Source organism: Rhizobium sp. P43 (assembly GCF_056730705.1).
On record NZ_CM161539.1, the window covers coordinates 3792860 to 3811387 of the forward strand.

The following is an 18528-nucleotide window of genomic DNA, read 5'->3' on the forward strand; positions in this document are numbered from 1 at the left end:
TCGTTACGGACTGTGGATGGGTTCGATTCGGCCGCACCATGCCAGCGAATGGCAAATCTGTCATCCGTCCAATGCTAATGGATGGCCGCTGTGGTCTGAAATCCGGATCACTTTCACCTGAAATGCTGCGCAAAGGCTTCCCAAAATGGTTGAGAAGCCTTTGCGGTGATCAATCAGGCTGCCGCGCGCGGCTTGATCAGGCCGCGATTGACGAGCAGTTCGGCAATCTGGATGGCGTTGAGAGCGGCACCCTTGCGCAGGTTGTCGGAGACGACCCACATGTTGAGGCCGTTTTCGACGGTCGCGTCTTCGCGGATGCGCGAGATGTAGGTCGCGTCTTCACCGGCGCATTCGACCGGGGTGATGTAGCCGCCGTTCTCTCGCTTGTCGATGACGAGGCAACCCGGGGCCTCACGCAGAATATCGCGGGCCTGGTCGGCGGTGATCTCGTTTTCGAACTCGATGTTGACCGATTCCGAATGGCCGATGAACACGGGTACGCGCACGGCCGTGCAGGTCACCTTGATCTTCGGATCGAGCATCTTCTTGGTCTCGGCGAGAACCTTCCACTCTTCCTTGGTGTAGCCATCTTCCATGAAGCTATCGATATGGGGGATGACGTTGAAGGCGATGCGCTTGGTGAACTTCTTGGATTCGACCGGATCGGCGACGAAGACGGCGCGGGTCTGGGTGAAGAGTTCGTCCATGCCTTCCTTGCCGGCGCCGGAAACGGACTGGTAGGTCGAGACGACGACGCGCTTGATCTTGGCCGCATCATGCAGCGGCTTCAGGGCCACGACGAGCTGGGCGGTCGAGCAGTTCGGGTTGGCAATGATGTTGCGCTTCTTGAAATCGACGATCGCGTCCGGGTTCACTTCCGGAACGATCAGCGGAACATCGGCGTCATAACGCCACGCGGAGGAGTTATCGATGACGACGCAGCCCTGGGCGCCGATCTTCGGAGACCACTTCTGCGAGATCGTGCCGCCGGCGGACATCAGGCAGATGTCGGTGTCGGAGAAATCGTAATTCTCGAGATTCTGTACCTTCAGAACGCTGTCGCCGAAGGAGACTTCCGTGCCCTGGGAGCGGGCGGATGCCAGCGCGATGACCTGCGATGCGGGGAAGCCGCGCTCGGAAAGGATGTTCAGCATTTCGCGCCCGACATTGCCGGTGGCGCCTACGACTGCAATCTTGAAACCCATGTCAATGCTCTCTTTCTGTCTCTCCGCGGATGGTGAGGGGGAAGTTCGCGACAGGACGCAACCTTCCTTGTCCCCGGCCGTGCCGGGGAGAGAGCGGTGGCCGAAGACGTCAGACGGTTTTCGTCGTCGTTTTGGCCTTGGTCGTGGATGCAAGAGAAAGGCATGCGGCACCGGCAGCAGGCTGCTGCAGGAGCTGGAAGACCGCAATGGGTTGCCCGAAAGCGTGCATGGACCGAATTCCTCTTCGCGGCGAGGGATTACAAGGTTTTCAGCATGAGTCAAGCCGACAGAGCCGCCTCGTCCGCGAAAAGCGAAGTCCATCGAAATGATGAGGGTGTCACCGTGACACCCAACAGCTTGCTTGCCTCCTTGCGCCATGGAATGAAGCATAATTTCCAGCGGAGTGCCCATATGCCCTTTGAGATCCGTGATCTGATGCTCAGCGACCTGCCGTCGGTGACTGCGATCTATGCCGACGCCGTGCAGAACGGCACCGCAAGCTATGAGCTCGTTCCGCCAGATCTTCAGGAGATGACGGAACGATATCAGGCGCTGAAAGCGAAAGATTATCCCTATCTCGCGGCACTCGATGATAGCGGCACGCTCTTGGGTTACGCCTATGCATCGGCCTTTCGCACCCGGCCTGCCTATCGCTGGCTCGTTGAAGACTCGATCTATATCAATCCCTTGGCACGCGGTCGTGGAGTCGGGAAAGCGCTTTTAACGGAGCTGCTGGCCCGCTGCGAAAGTCTTGGGTTCCGGCAGATGGTCGCCGTGATCGGCGGCGCCAGCGAGGCTTCCATGGCTGTCCATCGCAGCTGTGGCTTCGAGATGGCTGGTCGCCTGGTCGGTACTGGCTTCAAGCATGGGCTCTGGCTCGACACCGTCTTCATGCAGAAGGCGCTCGGAGCGGCAAACACGGCTGCACCCGATCTCGGCGCCTATCCGGCTACGCTGACATGAGGATCAATCGACGGCCTTCAGGGCCTTGTCGAACACCTTGAGCACCTGCCGCAGGTCGTGGCCGCGCTTCAAGATGCGGCCATCGGTGGAGACAACCGAGAATGCCCCCTGCTTGGCCGCAAGCTTTGGGTTCTTTTCAATCCTGTAGAGCGGATATTCGCCGGACCGCTTGAACACTGAAAAGACGGCGCGATCCTTCAGATGGTCGATCGCATAGTCCCGCCATTCGCCTTCGCCCACCATGCGTCCATAGATCCACAAAATGGCATCCAGCTCGCGGCGATGGAATGTCACGGGGAGGGGGTCGAGGGATTGTCTATAGATGCCGAGATCGACCACGCCTGTCGCGGTTTTCTCAGCACCCTCGTCTTCGTGGCGCTGCCCTTCCGGCTGCTCTGTCATCAATGCTCCACGAGCTCCGATTCATGACGGCTGGATGACAGTGTGCCTGACATGCCCAAAATTGCAAGCTTGCCGGACGAAACGGTCCAGGAGGCGATCACCTGCCCCTGCTCAGGAAGCGGCCGAGCAGAAGTTCCCTCAGTCGGGCGGCAATCGGAGACAGACGTTTACCGCTCAAGGTGATCAGATGATAAGGCGTTACCTCGATCGGTGTATCGAGGCTTAGCGTGGTTAAGTCTCCCACGGGCGACTGCCGACATAGAAGGTCTGAGACTTCGCGCGACATCGGTGCGATGGCGTTCGAGGATGCGAGCATTGCGATCATCACGAGCAGCGATGTGGTGTTGACGATGTTGCGCGGGATCGGCGCCCCTTCCTGGATGAAGACGTTTTCAACCGCCTGACGCAAGGGCGTGCCCGGCGCCTGCATGACCCACGGAAAATGCGCCATGTCGGAGACATTGAGGCGATCCACATTCACCAGCGGGTGCAGTCGGTGAACGACGATCTCCACCTCTTCCATGGTCGCGCCTTCAACATGGAATTGACGGGCATCGACCCCTGGCGGGATCCGACCCAGCACGAAATCATACTGGCCGGAGAGAAGGTCGCGGATCATTTCTCCGCTCGGCGCGACGTCCACATGGATGTCGACTGTCGAGGCTTCCGCTTTCAGCGCCCGGATTGCCGGCACCACGTAGCCGACGGCGCCGCCGGTCACCGCGCCGATCCTGACCTTTCCGGTCAATCCGCGCTGAATGGCCTCGACCTCGCGCGCCGCTTCACGCATTTCTTCGAGCACATTCTGTGCCCGGCGTGCCAAGGCGCTGCCGACAGCTGTCGGCTCCATCCCTTTGGGCGTTCGGATGAAGATCTGCGACCCGACGAAGCGTTCAATCTCGCCCAACATGCGGGAAGCCGCAGGTTGAGTCAGCGCAAGCTCTTGCGCGGCCAAGCTTAATTGTCCGAGCTCCGCAATCGAGCGGATCAGACTTAGATGTTTGGGCTGCAATCGGTGTATATGAATCTCCGTCATGAACGATATATCAACCCTGATATGCAGAAAGTCAAAATAATCATTTGATCGGTATATGGGGCGCGATAAGACTCGCCACGGAGCTGGGGGCTGTTGCGTCAGCCGCTCGTTCTTGTTTCAGCGAGTGCCAGGAGGAGCTTGGCCTCGTACGGTATGACCAGGGAGGTTACCATGAAGAAACTTGGCGCCCTGATTGCGTCTATCGCAATCGGCATCGCATCATTCGCGCCCGCGTCCTTCGCACAGGACAAGGGCATGGTCGGCATTTCCATGCCGACGAAGACATCGACCCGCTGGATCTCCGACGGCGAGACCATGGAAAAGCTGTTTCAGGAAGCCGGCTACACCCCGGACCTGCAGTTCGCTGACGACGACATCCCGAACCAGCTGGCCCAGATCGAAAACATGGTCACCAAGGGTGCCAAGGTTCTCGTAATCGCTGCCATCGACGGCACGACCCTCTCGGACATCCTGCAGAAGGCTGCCGACGCTGGCGTTAAGGTCATCGCTTATGACCGCCTGATCCGCGACTCGGGCAATGTCGACTACTACGCCACCTTCGACAACTTCCAGGTCGGTGTTCTCCAGGCCACCAGCCTCGTTGACGGCCTCAAGGCCAAGTTCCCGGACACCAAGCCTTGGAACGTCGAACTCTTCGGCGGTTCGCCGGATGATAACAACGCCTTCTTCTTCTACGATGGCGCCATGTCTGTCCTGCAGCCCCTGATCGACAGCGGCGACATCGTCATCAAGTCCGGCCAGATGGGCATGGATCAGGTCGGTACGCTGCGGTGGGACGGTACCGTTGCCCAGGCTCGTATGGAAAACCTGCTGTCCTCCACCTACACCGAAGACAAGCTGCACGGCGCTCTTTCGCCGTATGACGGTCTCTCCATCGGTATCCTGTCGGCTCTGAAGGGCGTCGGCTACGGTTCGGGCGACATGGTCATGCCGGTTGTCACCGGTCAGGACGCAGAGCTGCCCTCGATCAAGTCGATGCTTGCCGACGAGCAGTACTCGACCGTCTTCAAGGACACCCGCGAACTCGCCAAGGTCGCCGTCTCGATGGTTGAAGCCATCATGGAAGGCAAGACCCCCGAGATCAACGACGACAAGACCTACAACAACGGTGTGAAGGTCGTTCCGTCCTACCTGCTGAAGCCTGTCGCTCTCGACAAGGCCAATGCCAAGGACGTTCTCGTCGGCGCCGGTTACTACACCGCCGAGCAGATCGACAACTGATCCTTCGGGTCACATCCGGGTCCGCGACATGTCGCGGACCCCTTTTCTATACGCATTGAGGGAGCTCGCGCCTCCAGTTGGATCTTGATAAGATCACTGGCTTGGCGCCGGAATTCTGCACATGGACAACATCATTCTCGAGATGCGCGGCATCACAAAGACATTCCCCGGCGTCAAGGCGCTGGACAATGTCAGTTTCAAGGTGCGCGAGGGCGAGATCCACGCGCTGGTTGGCGAAAATGGCGCCGGCAAGTCCACGCTGATGAAGGTCCTGAGCGGCGTCTATCCCGCAGGCACCTATGATGGCGACATCTTCTATGACGGTGAAGTCCGTCGCTTCAACCGGATCTCCGACAGCGAGCATCTCGGGATCATTATCATTCACCAGGAACTGGCTCTCGTGCCGCTCCTGTCGATCGCCGAGAATATCTTCCTCGGCAACGAAATCGCCCAGAAGGGCGTGATCCACTGGCCCCAGACTTTTGCGCGGACGAAAGAGCTGCTGGACAAAGTCGGCCTGAAGGATTCGCCATCGACGCGCATCACCGACATCGGCGTCGGCAAGCAGCAGCTCGTCGAAATCGCCAAGGCCCTGTCGAAGAAGGTCCGCCTGCTGATCCTCGACGAGCCCACCGCGTCGCTCAATGAAACGGATTCGGATGCGCTGCTGACGCTGCTCATGGAATTCCGCAAGCAGGGTATGACCTCGATCATCATCTCCCACAAGCTCAACGAAATCCGCAAGGTCGCCGACCAGATCACCATTCTGCGTGACGGTGGCACTGTCGAGACGCTTGACTGTCATACCCAGGAAATCACGGAAGACCGGATCATCAAGGGCATGGTCGGCCGTGACATGGAAGACCGCTACCCGAAGCGCGAGCCGAAGATCGGTGAGGTGCTGCTCGAGGTAAAGAACTGGAACGTCTTCCACCAGAACCATAGGGATCGCCAGTTCCTGCATGACGTCGCGTTCAACGTGCGCGCCGGCGAAGTCGTCGGTATTGCCGGCCTTATGGGGGCCGGACGGACCGAGACGGCGATGAGCATCTTCGGCAAGTCCTGGGGTCACAAGATCACCGGTGACGTGTTGATGCACGGAAAGCCGGTCGATGTCTCGACGATCCCGAAGGCAATCGACGCAGGCCTCGCCTATGTCACCGAGGACCGCAAGCATCTCGGTCTTGTGTTGCAGAACAACATCAAGGAAAACACCACGCTCGCCAACCTCAATGGCGTATCCAGCGGCACCGTCATCGACGACCGCAAGGAAGCCAAGGTTGCTGCCGATTACCGGCAAAAGCTCCGGATCCGCTCGCATTCGATCTATCAGGAGGCCGTCAACCTGTCGGGTGGCAACCAGCAGAAGGTCGTGCTGTCGAAGTGGCTGTTCACCAATCCTGAAATCCTGATCCTCGACGAGCCGACACGCGGCATCGATGTCGGGGCGAAGTTCGAAATCTATACTATCATCAACCAGCTTGCCGCCGAAGGTAAGGGCATTCTGATGATCTCGTCGGAAATGCCCGAACTGCTCGGCACCTGCGACCGCATCTACGTGATGAACGAAGGGCGTATCGTCGCGGAACTCACCAAGGAAGAAGCAAGCCAAGAGTCCATCATGCGTGCCATCATGCGCTCTGGGGAGAAACACTAATGGCCATCGACACAAGAACCGAAACCCCCAAGGTCTCCGTGGGCGACTATCTGCGCAACAATATCCGCGAATACGGTCTGTTGCTCGCGCTCGTCGTCATCATGTTGCTGTTCCAGTTCCTGACCGATGGCGTCCTCTTCCGCCCGGTCAATATTACCAACCTGGTTCTGCAGAACTCGTTCATCGTCATCATGGCGCTGGGCATGCTGCTGATCATCGTGGCGGGACATATCGACCTGTCGGTCGGCTCCATCGTCGCGTTCATCGGCGGTATATCGGCCATCATGCTGGTGAAGCTGGAATGGCACTTTGCGCTTGTTGTGCCGCTCTGCCTCGTGCTTGGCGGTCTGATGGGTGCGGCTCAGGGATACTGGGTCGCCTATCAGAAGATCCCGTCCTTCATCGTGACGCTCGCCGGCATGCTGGTCTTCCGCGGCCTGACTTATGTGGTTCTGGACGGCCGTCCGATCGGTCCGTTCCCGAAGGAATTCACGCTGCTGTCGACCGGGTTTATTCCGGACTTCCTGCCGCTCACCAACCCGGAATCGACGGGGATCGTGAACCATGTCGCGCTGATCGCCGTGGTCGCTCTCGTTGCGCTGGCCATCTATAACGGCATGAAGAACCGCCGCCTGAACGACGAGCATGGCACTGAAAACGAGCCTTTCGTCTTCTTCGTCGTGCAGATGGCCATCATCAGCGTTGTCGCGATTTTCCTCGGCTACCAGCTCGCCACCTATCGTGGTCTGCCGAACGTGCTCGTCGTCATGGCCGTGCTGATTGCGCTTTATTCCTTCGTCACCACCCGCACGACCATTGGTCGCCGCATTTATGCGCTGGGTGGCAATGAGAAGGCGGCAAAGCTCTCGGGCATCAACACCGAGCGTCTTGTTTTCCTGGCCTTCGTCAACATGGGCGTGCTTGCCGCCCTTGCCGGCATGATCATCGCGGCCCGCCTGAATTCGGCGACCCCGAAGGCCGGCGTCGGCTTCGAGCTGGACGTTATCGCGGCGTGCTTTATCGGCGGCGCTTCGGCATCTGGCGGCGTGGGCAAGATTACCGGTGCAGTTATCGGCGCCTTCATCATGGGCGTCATGAACAACGGCATGTCGATCATGGGTATCGGCATCGACTACCAGCAGCTCATCAAGGGCCTCGTGCTTTTGGCTGCTGTCTTCTTCGACGTCTACAACAAGAACAAAGCAGTCTAAGGATAGGCTTATGTTTCTCTCGCAATTGAAAGCTGGCGGCATCATTTGCCGCCAGGGTGAGGCTGCGCGCCTTGTCCCAGGGTTCAACACCACCTACGACCTCGCCAAGGCAGCCATTGCTGCTGGCAGCACGGTTGCAGCGCTGATCGAAAAACAGGGTGCCGGCGAGAGCGTCGACCTCATGGCGCTGGCGGCTGATGGCAAGCTCGACTGCCCGGTCCGTCATCCGGATCCCGCGCATATGTATCTGACCGGCACGGGTCTCACCCATACCGGTTCGGCGTCGGCGCGCGACAGCATGCATGCCGACACGGCCGGCATGAGCGATTCCATGAAGATGTTCCGCATGGGGCTGGAAGGCGGCAAGCCGAAGCCGGGCGAAACAGGCGTTCAGCCGGAATGGTTCTACAAGGGCAATGGCTTCAATGCCGTGGCTCCGGGCGACGACCTCGTCTCCCCGTCCTTCGCGCTCGATGGCGGCGAAGAGCCGGAGATGGCCGGCTACTACATCATCGGTGACGATGGCACGGCCCATCGTCTGGGCTTTTCCGTTGCCAACGAATTTTCCGACCACGTGACCGAGAAGATCAACTATCTCTTCCTCGCTCACTCCAAGCTGCGCCCGGCCTCGTTTGGCCCCGAACTGCGTGTTGGTGCCCTGCCGGATCACGTCGAGGGTACCTCGCGTATTCTCCGGGGCGGCAAGATCGTTTGGGAAAAGCCGTTCCTTTCGGGTGAGGCCAACATGTCCCACACGATCGCGAACCTGGAATATCACCATTTCAAATATGCGCTGTTCTGCCAGCCGGGCGATCTGCACGTCCACATGTATGGCACCGCGACACTTTCGGTGGCCGATGGGTTCGTGACCGAAGAAGGTGACGTGTTCGAAATCGTGTCCCCGCAATTCGGTCTTCCGCTGCGCAACCGCCTCGCGAAGGCGGCAGCCGAGACCGTCAAGGTCAAGATGCTCTGAGCGGATCGGTCATCCGGCCCGCCCACTTCCCAGAGACAGGACAAAAGCCATGAGCAAGTTCAAACCGGCGGCCTGGCCGCGCCAACTGAGATCCCAGCACTGGTATGGTGGCACGTCGCGCGACACCATCTATCACCGCGGCTGGCTGAAGAATCAGGGTCATCCGCACGACCTGTTCGATGGACGTCCTGTGATCGGCATCCTCAACACGTGGTCTGACCTGACGCCCTGCAACGGTCACCTGCGCGAACTTGCAGAAAAGGTGAAGGCGGGTGTCTGGGAAGCCGGTGGTTTCCCGGTCGAGATTCCCGTTTTCTCTGCGTCCGAAAACACCTTCCGCCCGACAGCCATGATGTATCGCAACCTCGCGGCGCTTGCCGTCGAGGAAGCCATGCGCGCGCAGCCGATCGATGGCGCCGTCCTGCTGGTCGGCTGTGACAAGACCACGCCGTCGCTGGTGATGGCCGCCGCCTCCACCGACCTGCCGTCGATCGTCGTGACGGGTGGCCCAATGCTCAACGGCTATTTCCGTGGTGAGCGCGTCGGATCCGGCACGCATCTCTGGAAGTTCTCCGAAGCCGTGAAGGCCGGCGAGATGACCCAGGAAGAGTTCCTCGAGGCGGAAGCCTCGATGTCGCGCTCCACGGGGACCTGCAACACCATGGGTACGGCGTCCACAATGGCGTCGATGGTCGAAGCCCTCGGCATGGCCCTGTCCGGCAATGCCGCTATCCCTGCCGTCGACAGCCGCCGCAAGGTGATGGCCCAGCTCTCGGGCCGCCGCATCGTGCAGATGGTCAAGGACGATCTGAAGCCCTCCGACATCATGACTAAGGAAGCCTTCGAGAACGCCATTCGCGTCAACGGTGCCATCGGCGGCTCGACCAATGCCGTCGTGCACATGCTGGCCATGGCCGGCCGTGTCGGTATCGATCTGACGCTCGACGATTGGGACCGCCTCGGTCGCGATGTTCCGATGATCGTCAACCTGATGCCGTCGGGCAAATACCTGATGGAAGAGTTCTTCTATGCCGGCGGTCTGCCCGTCGTCATCAAGATGCTCGGCGAAGCCGGCAAGCTGCACATGGATGCTCTGACCGTCTCTGGCGAAACCATCTGGGATGAAGTCAAGGATGTCCGCAACTGGAACGAAGACGTCATCCTGCCGGTCGAGAAAGCACTGACCCCCCAGGGCGGCATTGTCGTTCTGCGTGGCAACCTGGCGCCCAAGGGCTGTGTCCTGAAGCCGTCGGCAGCCTCACCGCATCTGATGAAGCATCGCGGTCGTGCGGTCGTCTTCGAAGACATCGACGACTACAAGGCGAAGATCAACGACGAGGCGCTCGATATCGACGAAACCTGCGTCATGGTTCTGAAATACTGTGGTCCGCGCGGATATCCGGGCATGGCCGAAGTTGGCAATATGGGCCTGCCGCCCAAGGTGCTGCGCAAGGGCATCACCGACATGGTCCGCATCTCCGATGCCCGCATGTCCGGCACGGCCTATGGTACCGTGCTCCTGCACACGTCGCCGGAAGCCGCGCGGGGTGGTCCGCTCGCGATCGTCAAGAATGGCGACTTCATCGAAGTCGATGTGGAAGCCCGTCGCGTCCATCTCGACATCTCGGATGAGGAAATGCAGCGCCGTCTCGCCGATTGGCGTCCGCCGGTCGAGCCCCCGGCCAGCGGTTACGCCAAGCTCTTCCACGATCACGTCGAAGGTGCCGATACCGGCGCCGACTTCGACTTCCTGAAGGGCTGCCGCGGTTCGCCGGTCGGCAAGGATGCACACTGAGGAACCGGATCATGGCAGATCGTATTCCGCTCGCGCTTGTCGGCATCGGCAAGATCGCCCGCGACCAGCATATCCCGTCGATCGCAGGCGGTGACGACTTTGTCGTTGCCGCCGGTGTCAGCCGGCACGGCAAGATCGCGGGTGCCGAAAACTTCACCGACTTCGATGCCTTCCTGGCCGCCCGCCCGGACATCAAGGTCGTATCGCTCTGCACGCCGCCGGAAGTGCGGTTCAACATGGCGAAGGCTGCCATTGCTGCCGGTCGTCACGTGCTGATGGAAAAGCCGCCGGCGACGACGCTCGGCGAGGCAGAAGCGCTTTCGGAACTCGCGGCCAAAGCCGGTGTCACGCTCTTTGCCACCTGGCATTCGCGCTTCGCGCTCGGCGTCGAGCCCGCCCGCCAGTGGCTCTCGGACAAGGTCATCCAGTCGATCTCGATCGTCTGGAAGGAAGATGTCCGCCGCTGGCATCCGGGACAGGCCTGGATCTGGGAGCCCGGTGGTTTCGGCGTCTTCGATCCCGGCATCAATGCCCTTTCCATCCTGACCGAGATCGTTCCCGGCCATATCATGGTCGAGAAGTCGGTTCTCGAGTTCCCCGAAAACAAGAAGCAGCCGATCGCCGCTTCCATCGCCATGCGGACCGTCGAAGGCGCGCCGATTACGGCCGAATTCGACTGGCGACAGGAAGGCCCGCAGACGTGGGACATCACAGTCCAGACGAATGCCGGCGAATTGCGTCTTTCAAAGGGTGGCTCGGAACTCTATATCGGGGGAGGCGAGCAGGCGTCCGGGCCGGACCGCGAATATGCTGCGATCTACGAACGCTTCGCCAAGCTCATCCGCTCCCGCCAGAGCGACACCGATTATCAGCCGCTGCGTCTTGTGGCGGATTCGTTCCTCTGCGGGGAACGGAAGGTCGTCGCTTCCTTCGAAGACTAAGACAAGAGGAGGCCCATTCCATGGCCTATACACCGACCGGAAAACACCTGATCGCCGGCACCTGGGTTGCCAGCACGGATACCTTTGCCTCGTCGCCGGCCACGGGCCCCTCCCATACCTTCTCAAAAGGCACGCCTGCGCTTGTCGACCAGGCCGTCAAGGCGGCTGAAGAAGCCTTCGAGACCTATGCCTATTCCAGCCGTGAAGAACGCGCAGCCTTCCTCGATGCGATCGCGGAGGAAATCGATGCACGCGGCGATGCCATCACTGAGATCGGCAGCCAGGAAACCGGCCTGCCGGAAGCGCGCCTGATCGGCGAGCGTGGCCGCACCGTCGGCCAGCTCCGCCTGTTTGCCGCGCATATCCGCAAGGGTGATTATCTCGACCGTCGCCATGATGAAGCGCTGCCCGACCGCAAGCCCTTGCCGCGTCCGGACCTGAAAATGGTTCAGCGGCCGATCGGTCCTGTCGCCGTCTTCGGTGCTTCCAACTTCCCGCTCGCCTTTTCGACGGCTGGTGGCGATACCGCAGCAGCACTTGCTGCCGGCTGCCCCGTTGTCGTCAAGGCGCATGATGCCCATCCGGGCACGGGTGAAATTGTTGCGTCGGCCATCGATGCTGCGATCAAGCGCTGCGGCGTTCACCCGGGCGTCTTCTCGCTCGTCCATGGCGGCAGCCGTGATGTCGGCCAGGCGCTTGTCCAGCATCCGCTGATCAAGGCCGTCGGCTTCACCGGTTCGCTCGGTGGCGGTCGCGCGCTTTTCGATCTCTGCGCCCAGCGTCCCGAGCCCATCCCGTTCTTCGGCGAGCTCGGCTCGGTCAACCCGATGTTCATGCTGCCCAAGGCCGTCGCCACCCGTGGCGAAGCCATCGCCAAGGGCTGGGTTGCTTCGCTCACCATGGGTGCCGGCCAGTTCTGCACCAATCCGGGCATTGTCGTCATGCTGAAGGGCGCAGATGCAGACAAGTATGTCGAAACGGCTACGGAGGCCCTGTCGGCCGTCGGCCCGCAGACCATGCTGACCAACGGCATCGCCGACGCCTATCGCAAGGGTGCAACCCGGATCGCCGGCACGGACGGTGTCCGGTCGCTCCTGACCTCCACCTGCGACCTGCGCAACGCGACCCCCTATCTCTTCCAGACGACTGCGAAGGACTGGCTCGACAACCATGTGCTCGGCGAAGAAGTCTTCGGGCCGCTTGGCCTGATCGTCATCGCCGACAGCGAAGACGAAATGGTGGCCATGGCCCGCAGCCTTTCCGGCCAGCTGACCGCGTCGATCCACGTTGCCGATGGCGACGAGCCGGTCGCGAAGCGGCTGATGCTGATCCTGGAGCGCAAGGCCGGCCGCGTGCTGGCCAACGGTTTCCCGACCGGCGTCGAAGTGGCCGATTCCATGGTTCATGGAGGCCCCTACCCCGCTTCGACCAATTTCGGTGCCACGTCGGTCGGTACGCTGTCGATCCGCCGCTTCCTGCGGCCGGTCTGCTTCCAGGATATCCCGGCATCCCTGCTGCCGATCGATCTCGCCTGAGGAGCCGACGTGACCGGATCACCGTTTGCCGCGCTCGTCGATTGGGGCACCAGCAACCTGCGCATCTGGCTCGTCGATGGCCAGGGTGCGGTGATCGGTGAGAGACAATCGCCCGAAGGCATGGGCAGCCTGGACAAGGCTGCCTATCCCGCCGTTCTGGAGAGCCATCTTTCGGCTCTCGGAGCCTCCGCAGATTTGCCCGTCGTCATTGCCGGCATGGCCGGGGCGCGTACCGGATGGCGCGAAGCGCCTTACGTTGAAACACCGGCGCCTTTGGTCGGTCTGTTCCAGCACGCTGTGCAGCCGGAAGGGGCTAGCCGTCCTGTCTATATCCTGCCGGGTGTCTGTCAGCGTGAGGGTGGCGCCTATGACGTCATGCGCGGCGAGGAAACCCAGCTGGCGGGTGCGCTCGAACAAGGGCTGGACAATGCCCTCTTCTGCCTTCCCGGAACCCATTCCAAATGGGCCTTGGTCGAAAACGGTCAGGTGAAGCGCTTCTCCACTGTCATGACGGGAGAGTTGTTTCACTTGATTAGCCGGCAATCGATCCTGCGTCTCTCCGTTCCGGAGGATGGCGATGCGGAAGCGGATGCCGACATTTTCGACGCTGCCGTTGCACAGGCGCTTGCGCCCGGTTTCGCCCTGACATCGGTGCTCTTCTCGATCCGAGCCGAGGGCCTGCTGGCCGGCCAGGGGGCGAAGGTCAACCCCGCAGCCCGTCTCTCCGGTCTTCTGATCGGTGCGGAGATCGCAGCCATTCGTGATGACCTTCTGCGCCACGGGAAAGCCTATCTGATCGGGACCGGCAAGCTCACCCGTCTCTATGCGCGCGCCATCACCAAGGCCGGTGGTGAGCCTATGATGCTTGATGGCGGCCTTCTCGTGCGTCGGGGCCTGCTTGCGTCGGCCCTTTCGCTTTTCGACCACGAATTCAAGGACTGAACGATGACCGCATCCGTTGCCTGGCCCGCGCTTCGTCGCAACCTCGTCGCCATCCTGCGTGGCATCAAGCCGACCGAAATCGAGGCGACCGTTGACGCTCTCGTCGAAGCCGGTTTCGAAGCGATCGAAGTTCCGCTGAATTCACCCGATCCCTTTATGTCGATCGAGAAGGCCCGTAAACGCGCGCCGTCAAACGTTCTGATCGGTGCCGGCACCGTTCTTGAGGTGGCACAGGTCGATCGTCTCCATGATGTCGGCGGAAACCTGCTGGTGACCCCGAATGTCGAGCCGGATGTGATTCGTCGCGCCGTCGCCCATGGCATGGTCGCGATGCCGGGCGTGTTTACCCCGACAGAGGCCCTGCTTGCGGCCAAGTGCGGTGCGGCAGCGCTCAAGTTCTTTCCGGCCAGCGTTCTTGGCCCGGCCGGGATATCAGCGATCAAGGCCATTCTGCCGCCGCACCTGCCGCTTGGTGCGGTCGGCGGTGTCTCGGATGCCAATTTTGCAGATTACTGGAAGGTCGGTGTGCGGGCCTTCGGACTGGGATCCAGCCTCTATAAGCCGGGTGACGATGCCAAGGTCATTGGCGAACGGGCAGTGCGTAGCGTTCAAGCCTACGACGCATTGCAGGGCTGACCATCGGCGATATGCGATCAGGAGACCCACCTGGCGGTGCCGGGTGGGTCTTTGTCGTTCGTGTGGCGCGTGGGCTGTGACAATAATCACGCCTCAAATCAGATAAATGACCCACCGCCCAAATTTGAACATACGCGCGCCGCTTTTTGCGATAGGATATAACTAACTTGGTTGGCGCGGTGCGCCAAACGGTCCGGTCTGGCGCATTGACCCCTTACCCCCAGCCCCCCAATGCTTCCGGGCCGGACCACACCAGGTTTTCCCCTAGAGTGTCTTTGGCTTTTCCATCATCACGGTCGCCCCGACGATGTGAGACGGGTTCCCGCCTTCATCGGCCGCCTGGAGAAGGATCGCGCAGCCGTCGCTTTTCTCGTCACCCATGCGTTTCGCCGGCAGTGTCAGGTCGAGCGGCTTTCCGTCCCACATGCCGACGGTTTGAACATCCGTGACGCTGTGCCAGTAGTCGAGATTCTGACCGACATTCTCACCCTTCAGCACTTCGACCGTCTGATGCTGCCGGAAGTATACGACGACGACGTTCGCTTTCCCCTGGCCTGCGCCGACGGAAATCGACAGCTGGTCGTCATGGCGCGAGGCACGGATGGGCACGACAAGGCCTTGGCCCTCAGCCTGCAGCCGCTCAAGGCGGCGGTCGATATCGGCTGCATCTGTACCCTTGAGATGCTCCCGGCCGTTCAGAATGGCCTGCGGCGTGTAGACACCGCTGCGACCGAAGGCCTTCGAATAGGCATATTGCCGCTCGGTGTTTTCAGGAGATGCCAGCGTATCTGCCCAGCCAAGGTAGTTCCAGTAATCGACGTGATAAGAAAGAGCGACGACATCGCCCTGGCGCACCAGCTGTTCAAAGGCGCGATCGGCAGGCGGACATGAACGGCAGCCTTGCGATGTGAAGAGCTCGACAACGCCCTTGGGCTCCACGAATTCCTCGGCGGACGTCTCTCCAGAGAAGGTGACAAGGCTGAGCGCGGCAAGGACCACCATCGTCCCCGTCGTCAGCCATCCTGCCGTTTTTCTATTGATCGTGTGCCGCATGCTATCGAGATGCCTTCACTTGAGTGCTGCACTGATAACGCCAACAGCGCCATCCGAGAAGTCACGATGGGGTGAAACTTTTGGCATCAGATGGAGTGCGGCGCTCCAAAAGAAAAGGCCGCCGGTTTCCCGGCGGCCTCTTGTGGTCATATCGCGAGACGATCAGGCGGCGAGATCGCGCAGAACGGTCTGCAGAATGCCGCCGTTGTTCATGTAGGTGACTTCGTCGAGCGTATCGATGCGGCAAAGCAGCGGTACGTCCTTCACGGTGCCGTCGGAGTAGGTGATCTTGGCGATCTTCTTCTCGCGCGGCTTGATATCGCCTTCGAGACCTTCGATCGTGACGATCTCGTCGCCCTTCAGGTTCAGCGAAGCCCAGGTGGTGCCTTCCTCGAAGGTGAAGGGCACGACGCCCATGCCGACGAGGTTCGAGCGGTGGATACGCTCGAAGGACTGCGCGATGACAGCCTTCACGCCGAGGAGGTTGGTACCCTTTGCGGCCCAGTCACGCGAAGAGCCGTTGCCGTATTCGACACCGGCGAAGATGACGAGCGGAACGCCCTCTTCCTTGTACTTCATCGCGGCATCGTAGATCGACAGCTCTTCCTTGGACGGATAGTGGATGGTGTAGCCACCTTCCTTGCCGTTCGGGCCGAGCATGTGATTGCGGATGCGGATGTTGGCGAAGGTGCCGCGCATCATGACTTCATGGTTGCCGCGGCGCGTGCCGTACTGGTTGAAGTCCGCCACAGCCACGCCGTTTTCGGTGAGATAGGCGCCTGCCGGGGATGCCGCCTTGATCGAACCGGCCGGGGAAATGTGGTCGGTGGTGATCTTGTCGCCGAAGAGACCGAGGACGCGCGCGCCCTTGATGTTCTTCAGGCCCGAGCCGGTCTTGCCCATGCCAACGAAGTAGGGCGGGTTCTGGACATAGGTCGACTTGTCGTCCCAGGCATAGGTCTGGCCTTCCGGAACCTGGACGGCCTGCCAGTTTTCGTCGCCCTTGAACACGTCGGCATACTTCGACTCGAAGAGTGCGCGGGTGACGTATTTCTGGATGAACTCCTGCACTTCGGCAGAGGTCGGCCAGATATCCTTCAGGTAGACCGGGTTGCCGTTCTGGTCTTCGCCGATCGGCTCCTTGGTCAGGTCCTTCTGGACCGTGCCGGCGAGCGCATAGGCGACGACGAGCGGCGGGGAGGCGAGGTAGTTCGCCTGGACATCAGGCGAGATGCGGCCTTCGAAGTTGCGGTTGCCCGATAGAACGCCGGCAGCGATGATGCCCTTGTCGTTAATCGTCTTCGAGATCGGGCCCGGCAGCGGGCCGGAATTGCCGATGCAGGTCGTGCAGCCGAAGCCGACGAGGTTGAAGCCGAGCGCGTCGAGTTCCTTCTGCAGGCCGGACTTTTCGAGATACTCGCCAACGACCTGGGATCCGGGTGCGAGCGAGGTCTTGACCCAAGGCTTGGTCTTCAGGCCCTTGGCCACGGCATTGCGGGCGAGCAGACCGGCTGCAATCAGCACGCTCGGGTTCGAGGTGTTGGTGCAGGAGGTAATGGCGGCGATTGCCACGTCACCATGGCCCAGATCGTAGTCGGTGCCTTCGACGGCCCAACGCTGGGAGAGCTGGCCCGGCTTCTTGTAGTCGCCTTCCAGAGCGGTTGCGAAGTTCGGGGCGATGGTTTCGAGCGGCAGACGGCCTTCCGGACGCTTCGGGCCGGCCATCGACGGTACGACGTCCCCGAGGTCGAGTTCGAGCGTGTCGGTGAAGACGAGCTGCGAGCCGTCATTGTCACGCCACATGCCTTGAGCCTTGGAATAGGCTTCGACGAGAGCGATGCGGTCCTTGGAGCGGCCCGACATGTCGAGATAGCCGACGGTGGCCGAATCGACCGGGAAGAAGCCGCAGGTCGCGCCGTATTCCGGACCCATGTTGCCGATGGTCGCACGGTCTGCAACCGGCAGCGTGTCAAGGCCGGGGCCGTAGAATTCGACGAACTTCGAGACGACGCCCTTCTTGCGCAGCATCTGCACGACGGTCAGCACGAGGTCGGTCGCGGTGACGCCTTCCTTCAGCGTGCCGGTCAGCTTGAAGCCGATCACCTCAGGCAGCAGCATGGAAACCGGCTGGCCGAGCATGGCGGCTTCGGCTTCGATACCACCGACACCCCAGCCGAGAACGCCGAGGCCGTTGATCATCGTGGTGTGGCTGTCCGTGCCGACGCAGGTGTCGGGATAGGCGATTGTTTCGCCGTCCTCGTCCTTCGTCCAGACGGTCTGGCCGAGATATTCGAAGTTCACCTGATGACAGATACCCGTGCCCGGGGGAACGACGCGGAAGTTCTTGAAGGCCTGCTGGCCCCACTTCAGGAAGCGGTAGCGCTCGCCGTTGCGCTGGTATTCCAGCTCGACATTGCGGGCGAAGGCCTGGGGCGTGCCGAATTCGTCGACGATGACAGAGTGGTCGATGACCAGGTCGACGGGAACCAGCGGATTGATCTTTTCCGGATCGCCGCCGAGGTTCTTGATGCCGTCACGCATGGCGGCGAGGTCAACAACGGCGGGAACGCCGGTGAAGTCCTGCATCAGCACGCGGGCCGGGCGATAGGCGATTTCGGCTTCTGTCAGGCCCTTGTTGACGAGCCAGGCGGCGCAAGCTTCGATATCCGCCTTGGTGACGGAACGACCGTCTTCATTACGAAGCAGGTTCTCGAGCAGAACCTTCATCGAGTAGGGGAGCTTCGATACACCGGCAAGACCGTTCGCTTCGGCCTTGGGAATGCTGTAGTAGACATAGTCCTTGCCATCGACGGTGAGGACCGAACGGCAATTGAAGCTGTCGAGAGATTTAGCCACGGATAGAAACCCCGCTTGAAACTGATAGCCAACACAATCGTGCGGACGCCCATGCACTTCATGCACATCAGGATGCGG

Annotated in this window: 15 protein-coding genes; 10 read left to right on the top strand and 5 right to left on the bottom strand. The window is 60.9% G+C overall.

Features of this window, described 5'->3' with window-relative positions; genetic code table 11:
* Positions 1–173 precede the first annotated feature (173 nt).
* A complete protein-coding gene (locus tag AC1PUL_RS18880) occupies positions 174–1205 on the bottom strand; it encodes an aspartate-semialdehyde dehydrogenase (protein ID WP_480465581.1) in 1032 nt (343 codons plus the stop codon).
* 411 nt (positions 1206–1616) lie between these two features.
* Between AC1PUL_RS18880 and AC1PUL_RS18885 the strand changes: the two genes are divergently transcribed.
* Positions 1617–2168 (top strand): N-acetyltransferase family protein, encoded by a 552-nt coding sequence (locus tag AC1PUL_RS18885; protein WP_480468633.1) that lies wholly within the window; start codon positions 1617–1619, stop codon positions 2166–2168.
* A gap of 3 nt (positions 2169–2171) precedes the next feature.
* Here the strand turns inward: AC1PUL_RS18885 and AC1PUL_RS18890 are convergent, their stop codons facing one another.
* A complete protein-coding gene (locus AC1PUL_RS18890) occupies positions 2172–2570 on the bottom strand; it encodes a DUF2794 domain-containing protein (protein WP_480465582.1) in 399 nt (132 codons plus the stop codon).
* A gap of 97 nt (positions 2571–2667) precedes the next feature.
* Positions 2668–3606 (bottom strand): LysR family transcriptional regulator, encoded by a 939-nt coding sequence (locus AC1PUL_RS18895; protein WP_480465583.1) that lies wholly within the window; start codon positions 3604–3606, stop codon positions 2668–2670.
* Positions 3607–3777: 171 nt separating this feature from the next.
* Between AC1PUL_RS18895 and chvE the strand changes: the two genes are divergently transcribed.
* From chvE to AC1PUL_RS18940, 9 genes are all read left to right on the top strand, one after another.
* Positions 3778–4848 (top strand): multiple monosaccharide ABC transporter substrate-binding protein, encoded by a 1071-nt coding sequence (gene chvE / locus AC1PUL_RS18900; protein ID WP_480465584.1) that lies wholly within the window; start codon positions 3778–3780, stop codon positions 4846–4848.
* 121 nt (positions 4849–4969) lie between these two features.
* Entirely contained in the window at positions 4970–6505 is a 1536-nt protein-coding gene (gene mmsA / locus AC1PUL_RS18905; RefSeq protein ID WP_480465585.1) for a multiple monosaccharide ABC transporter ATP-binding protein, read from the top strand.
* On the top strand, positions 6505–7716 hold the full coding sequence (gene mmsB, locus AC1PUL_RS18910) for a multiple monosaccharide ABC transporter permease (protein WP_480465586.1): 1212 nt from the start codon (positions 6505–6507) through the stop codon (positions 7714–7716). The genes mmsA and mmsB overlap by 1 nt, the downstream gene beginning before the upstream one ends.
* A gap of 10 nt (positions 7717–7726) precedes the next feature.
* Positions 7727–8692 carry an AraD1 family protein gene (araD1, locus tag AC1PUL_RS18915; protein WP_480465587.1) on the top strand — a complete coding sequence of 322 codons (966 nt, stop codon included), beginning with the start codon at positions 7727–7729 and terminating at the stop codon, positions 8690–8692.
* Positions 8693–8741: 49 nt separating this feature from the next.
* Positions 8742–10487 carry an L-arabinonate dehydratase gene (gene araD, locus AC1PUL_RS18920; protein ID WP_480465588.1) on the top strand — a complete coding sequence of 582 codons (1746 nt, stop codon included), beginning with the start codon at positions 8742–8744 and terminating at the stop codon, positions 10485–10487.
* A gap of 11 nt (positions 10488–10498) precedes the next feature.
* Positions 10499–11428, top strand: a complete 930-nt coding sequence (locus AC1PUL_RS18925) for a Gfo/Idh/MocA family protein (RefSeq protein WP_480465589.1) — start codon at positions 10499–10501, stop codon at positions 11426–11428.
* A 20-nt stretch (positions 11429–11448) separates the two neighbouring features.
* Positions 11449–12963: an aldehyde dehydrogenase (NADP(+)) gene (locus tag AC1PUL_RS18930; protein ID WP_480465590.1), complete on the top strand. Its 1515-nt coding sequence runs from the start codon at positions 11449–11451 to the stop codon at positions 12961–12963.
* Between the two features lie 9 nt (positions 12964–12972).
* A complete protein-coding gene (locus AC1PUL_RS18935; RefSeq protein WP_480465591.1) occupies positions 12973–13905 on the top strand; it encodes a 2-dehydro-3-deoxygalactonokinase in 933 nt (310 codons plus the stop codon).
* A gap of 3 nt (positions 13906–13908) precedes the next feature.
* The gene (locus AC1PUL_RS18940) at positions 13909–14541 is read left to right on the top strand and encodes a 2-dehydro-3-deoxy-6-phosphogalactonate aldolase (protein ID WP_480465592.1); all 633 of its coding nucleotides are present in this window, start codon (positions 13909–13911) and stop codon (positions 14539–14541) included.
* A gap of 264 nt (positions 14542–14805) precedes the next feature.
* Here AC1PUL_RS18940 and AC1PUL_RS18945 read toward each other — a convergent pair whose 3' ends face one another.
* Together AC1PUL_RS18945 and acnA are read right to left on the bottom strand one after the other, a co-directional pair.
* Positions 14806–15543, bottom strand: coding sequence for a DUF1223 domain-containing protein (locus tag AC1PUL_RS18945; protein WP_480465593.1), 738 nt, complete (start codon positions 15541–15543; stop codon positions 14806–14808).
* A 213-nt stretch (positions 15544–15756) separates the two neighbouring features.
* A complete protein-coding gene (gene acnA, locus AC1PUL_RS18950; protein ID WP_480465594.1) occupies positions 15757–18450 on the bottom strand; it encodes an aconitate hydratase AcnA in 2694 nt (897 codons plus the stop codon).
* Positions 18451–18528 lie beyond the last annotated feature (78 nt).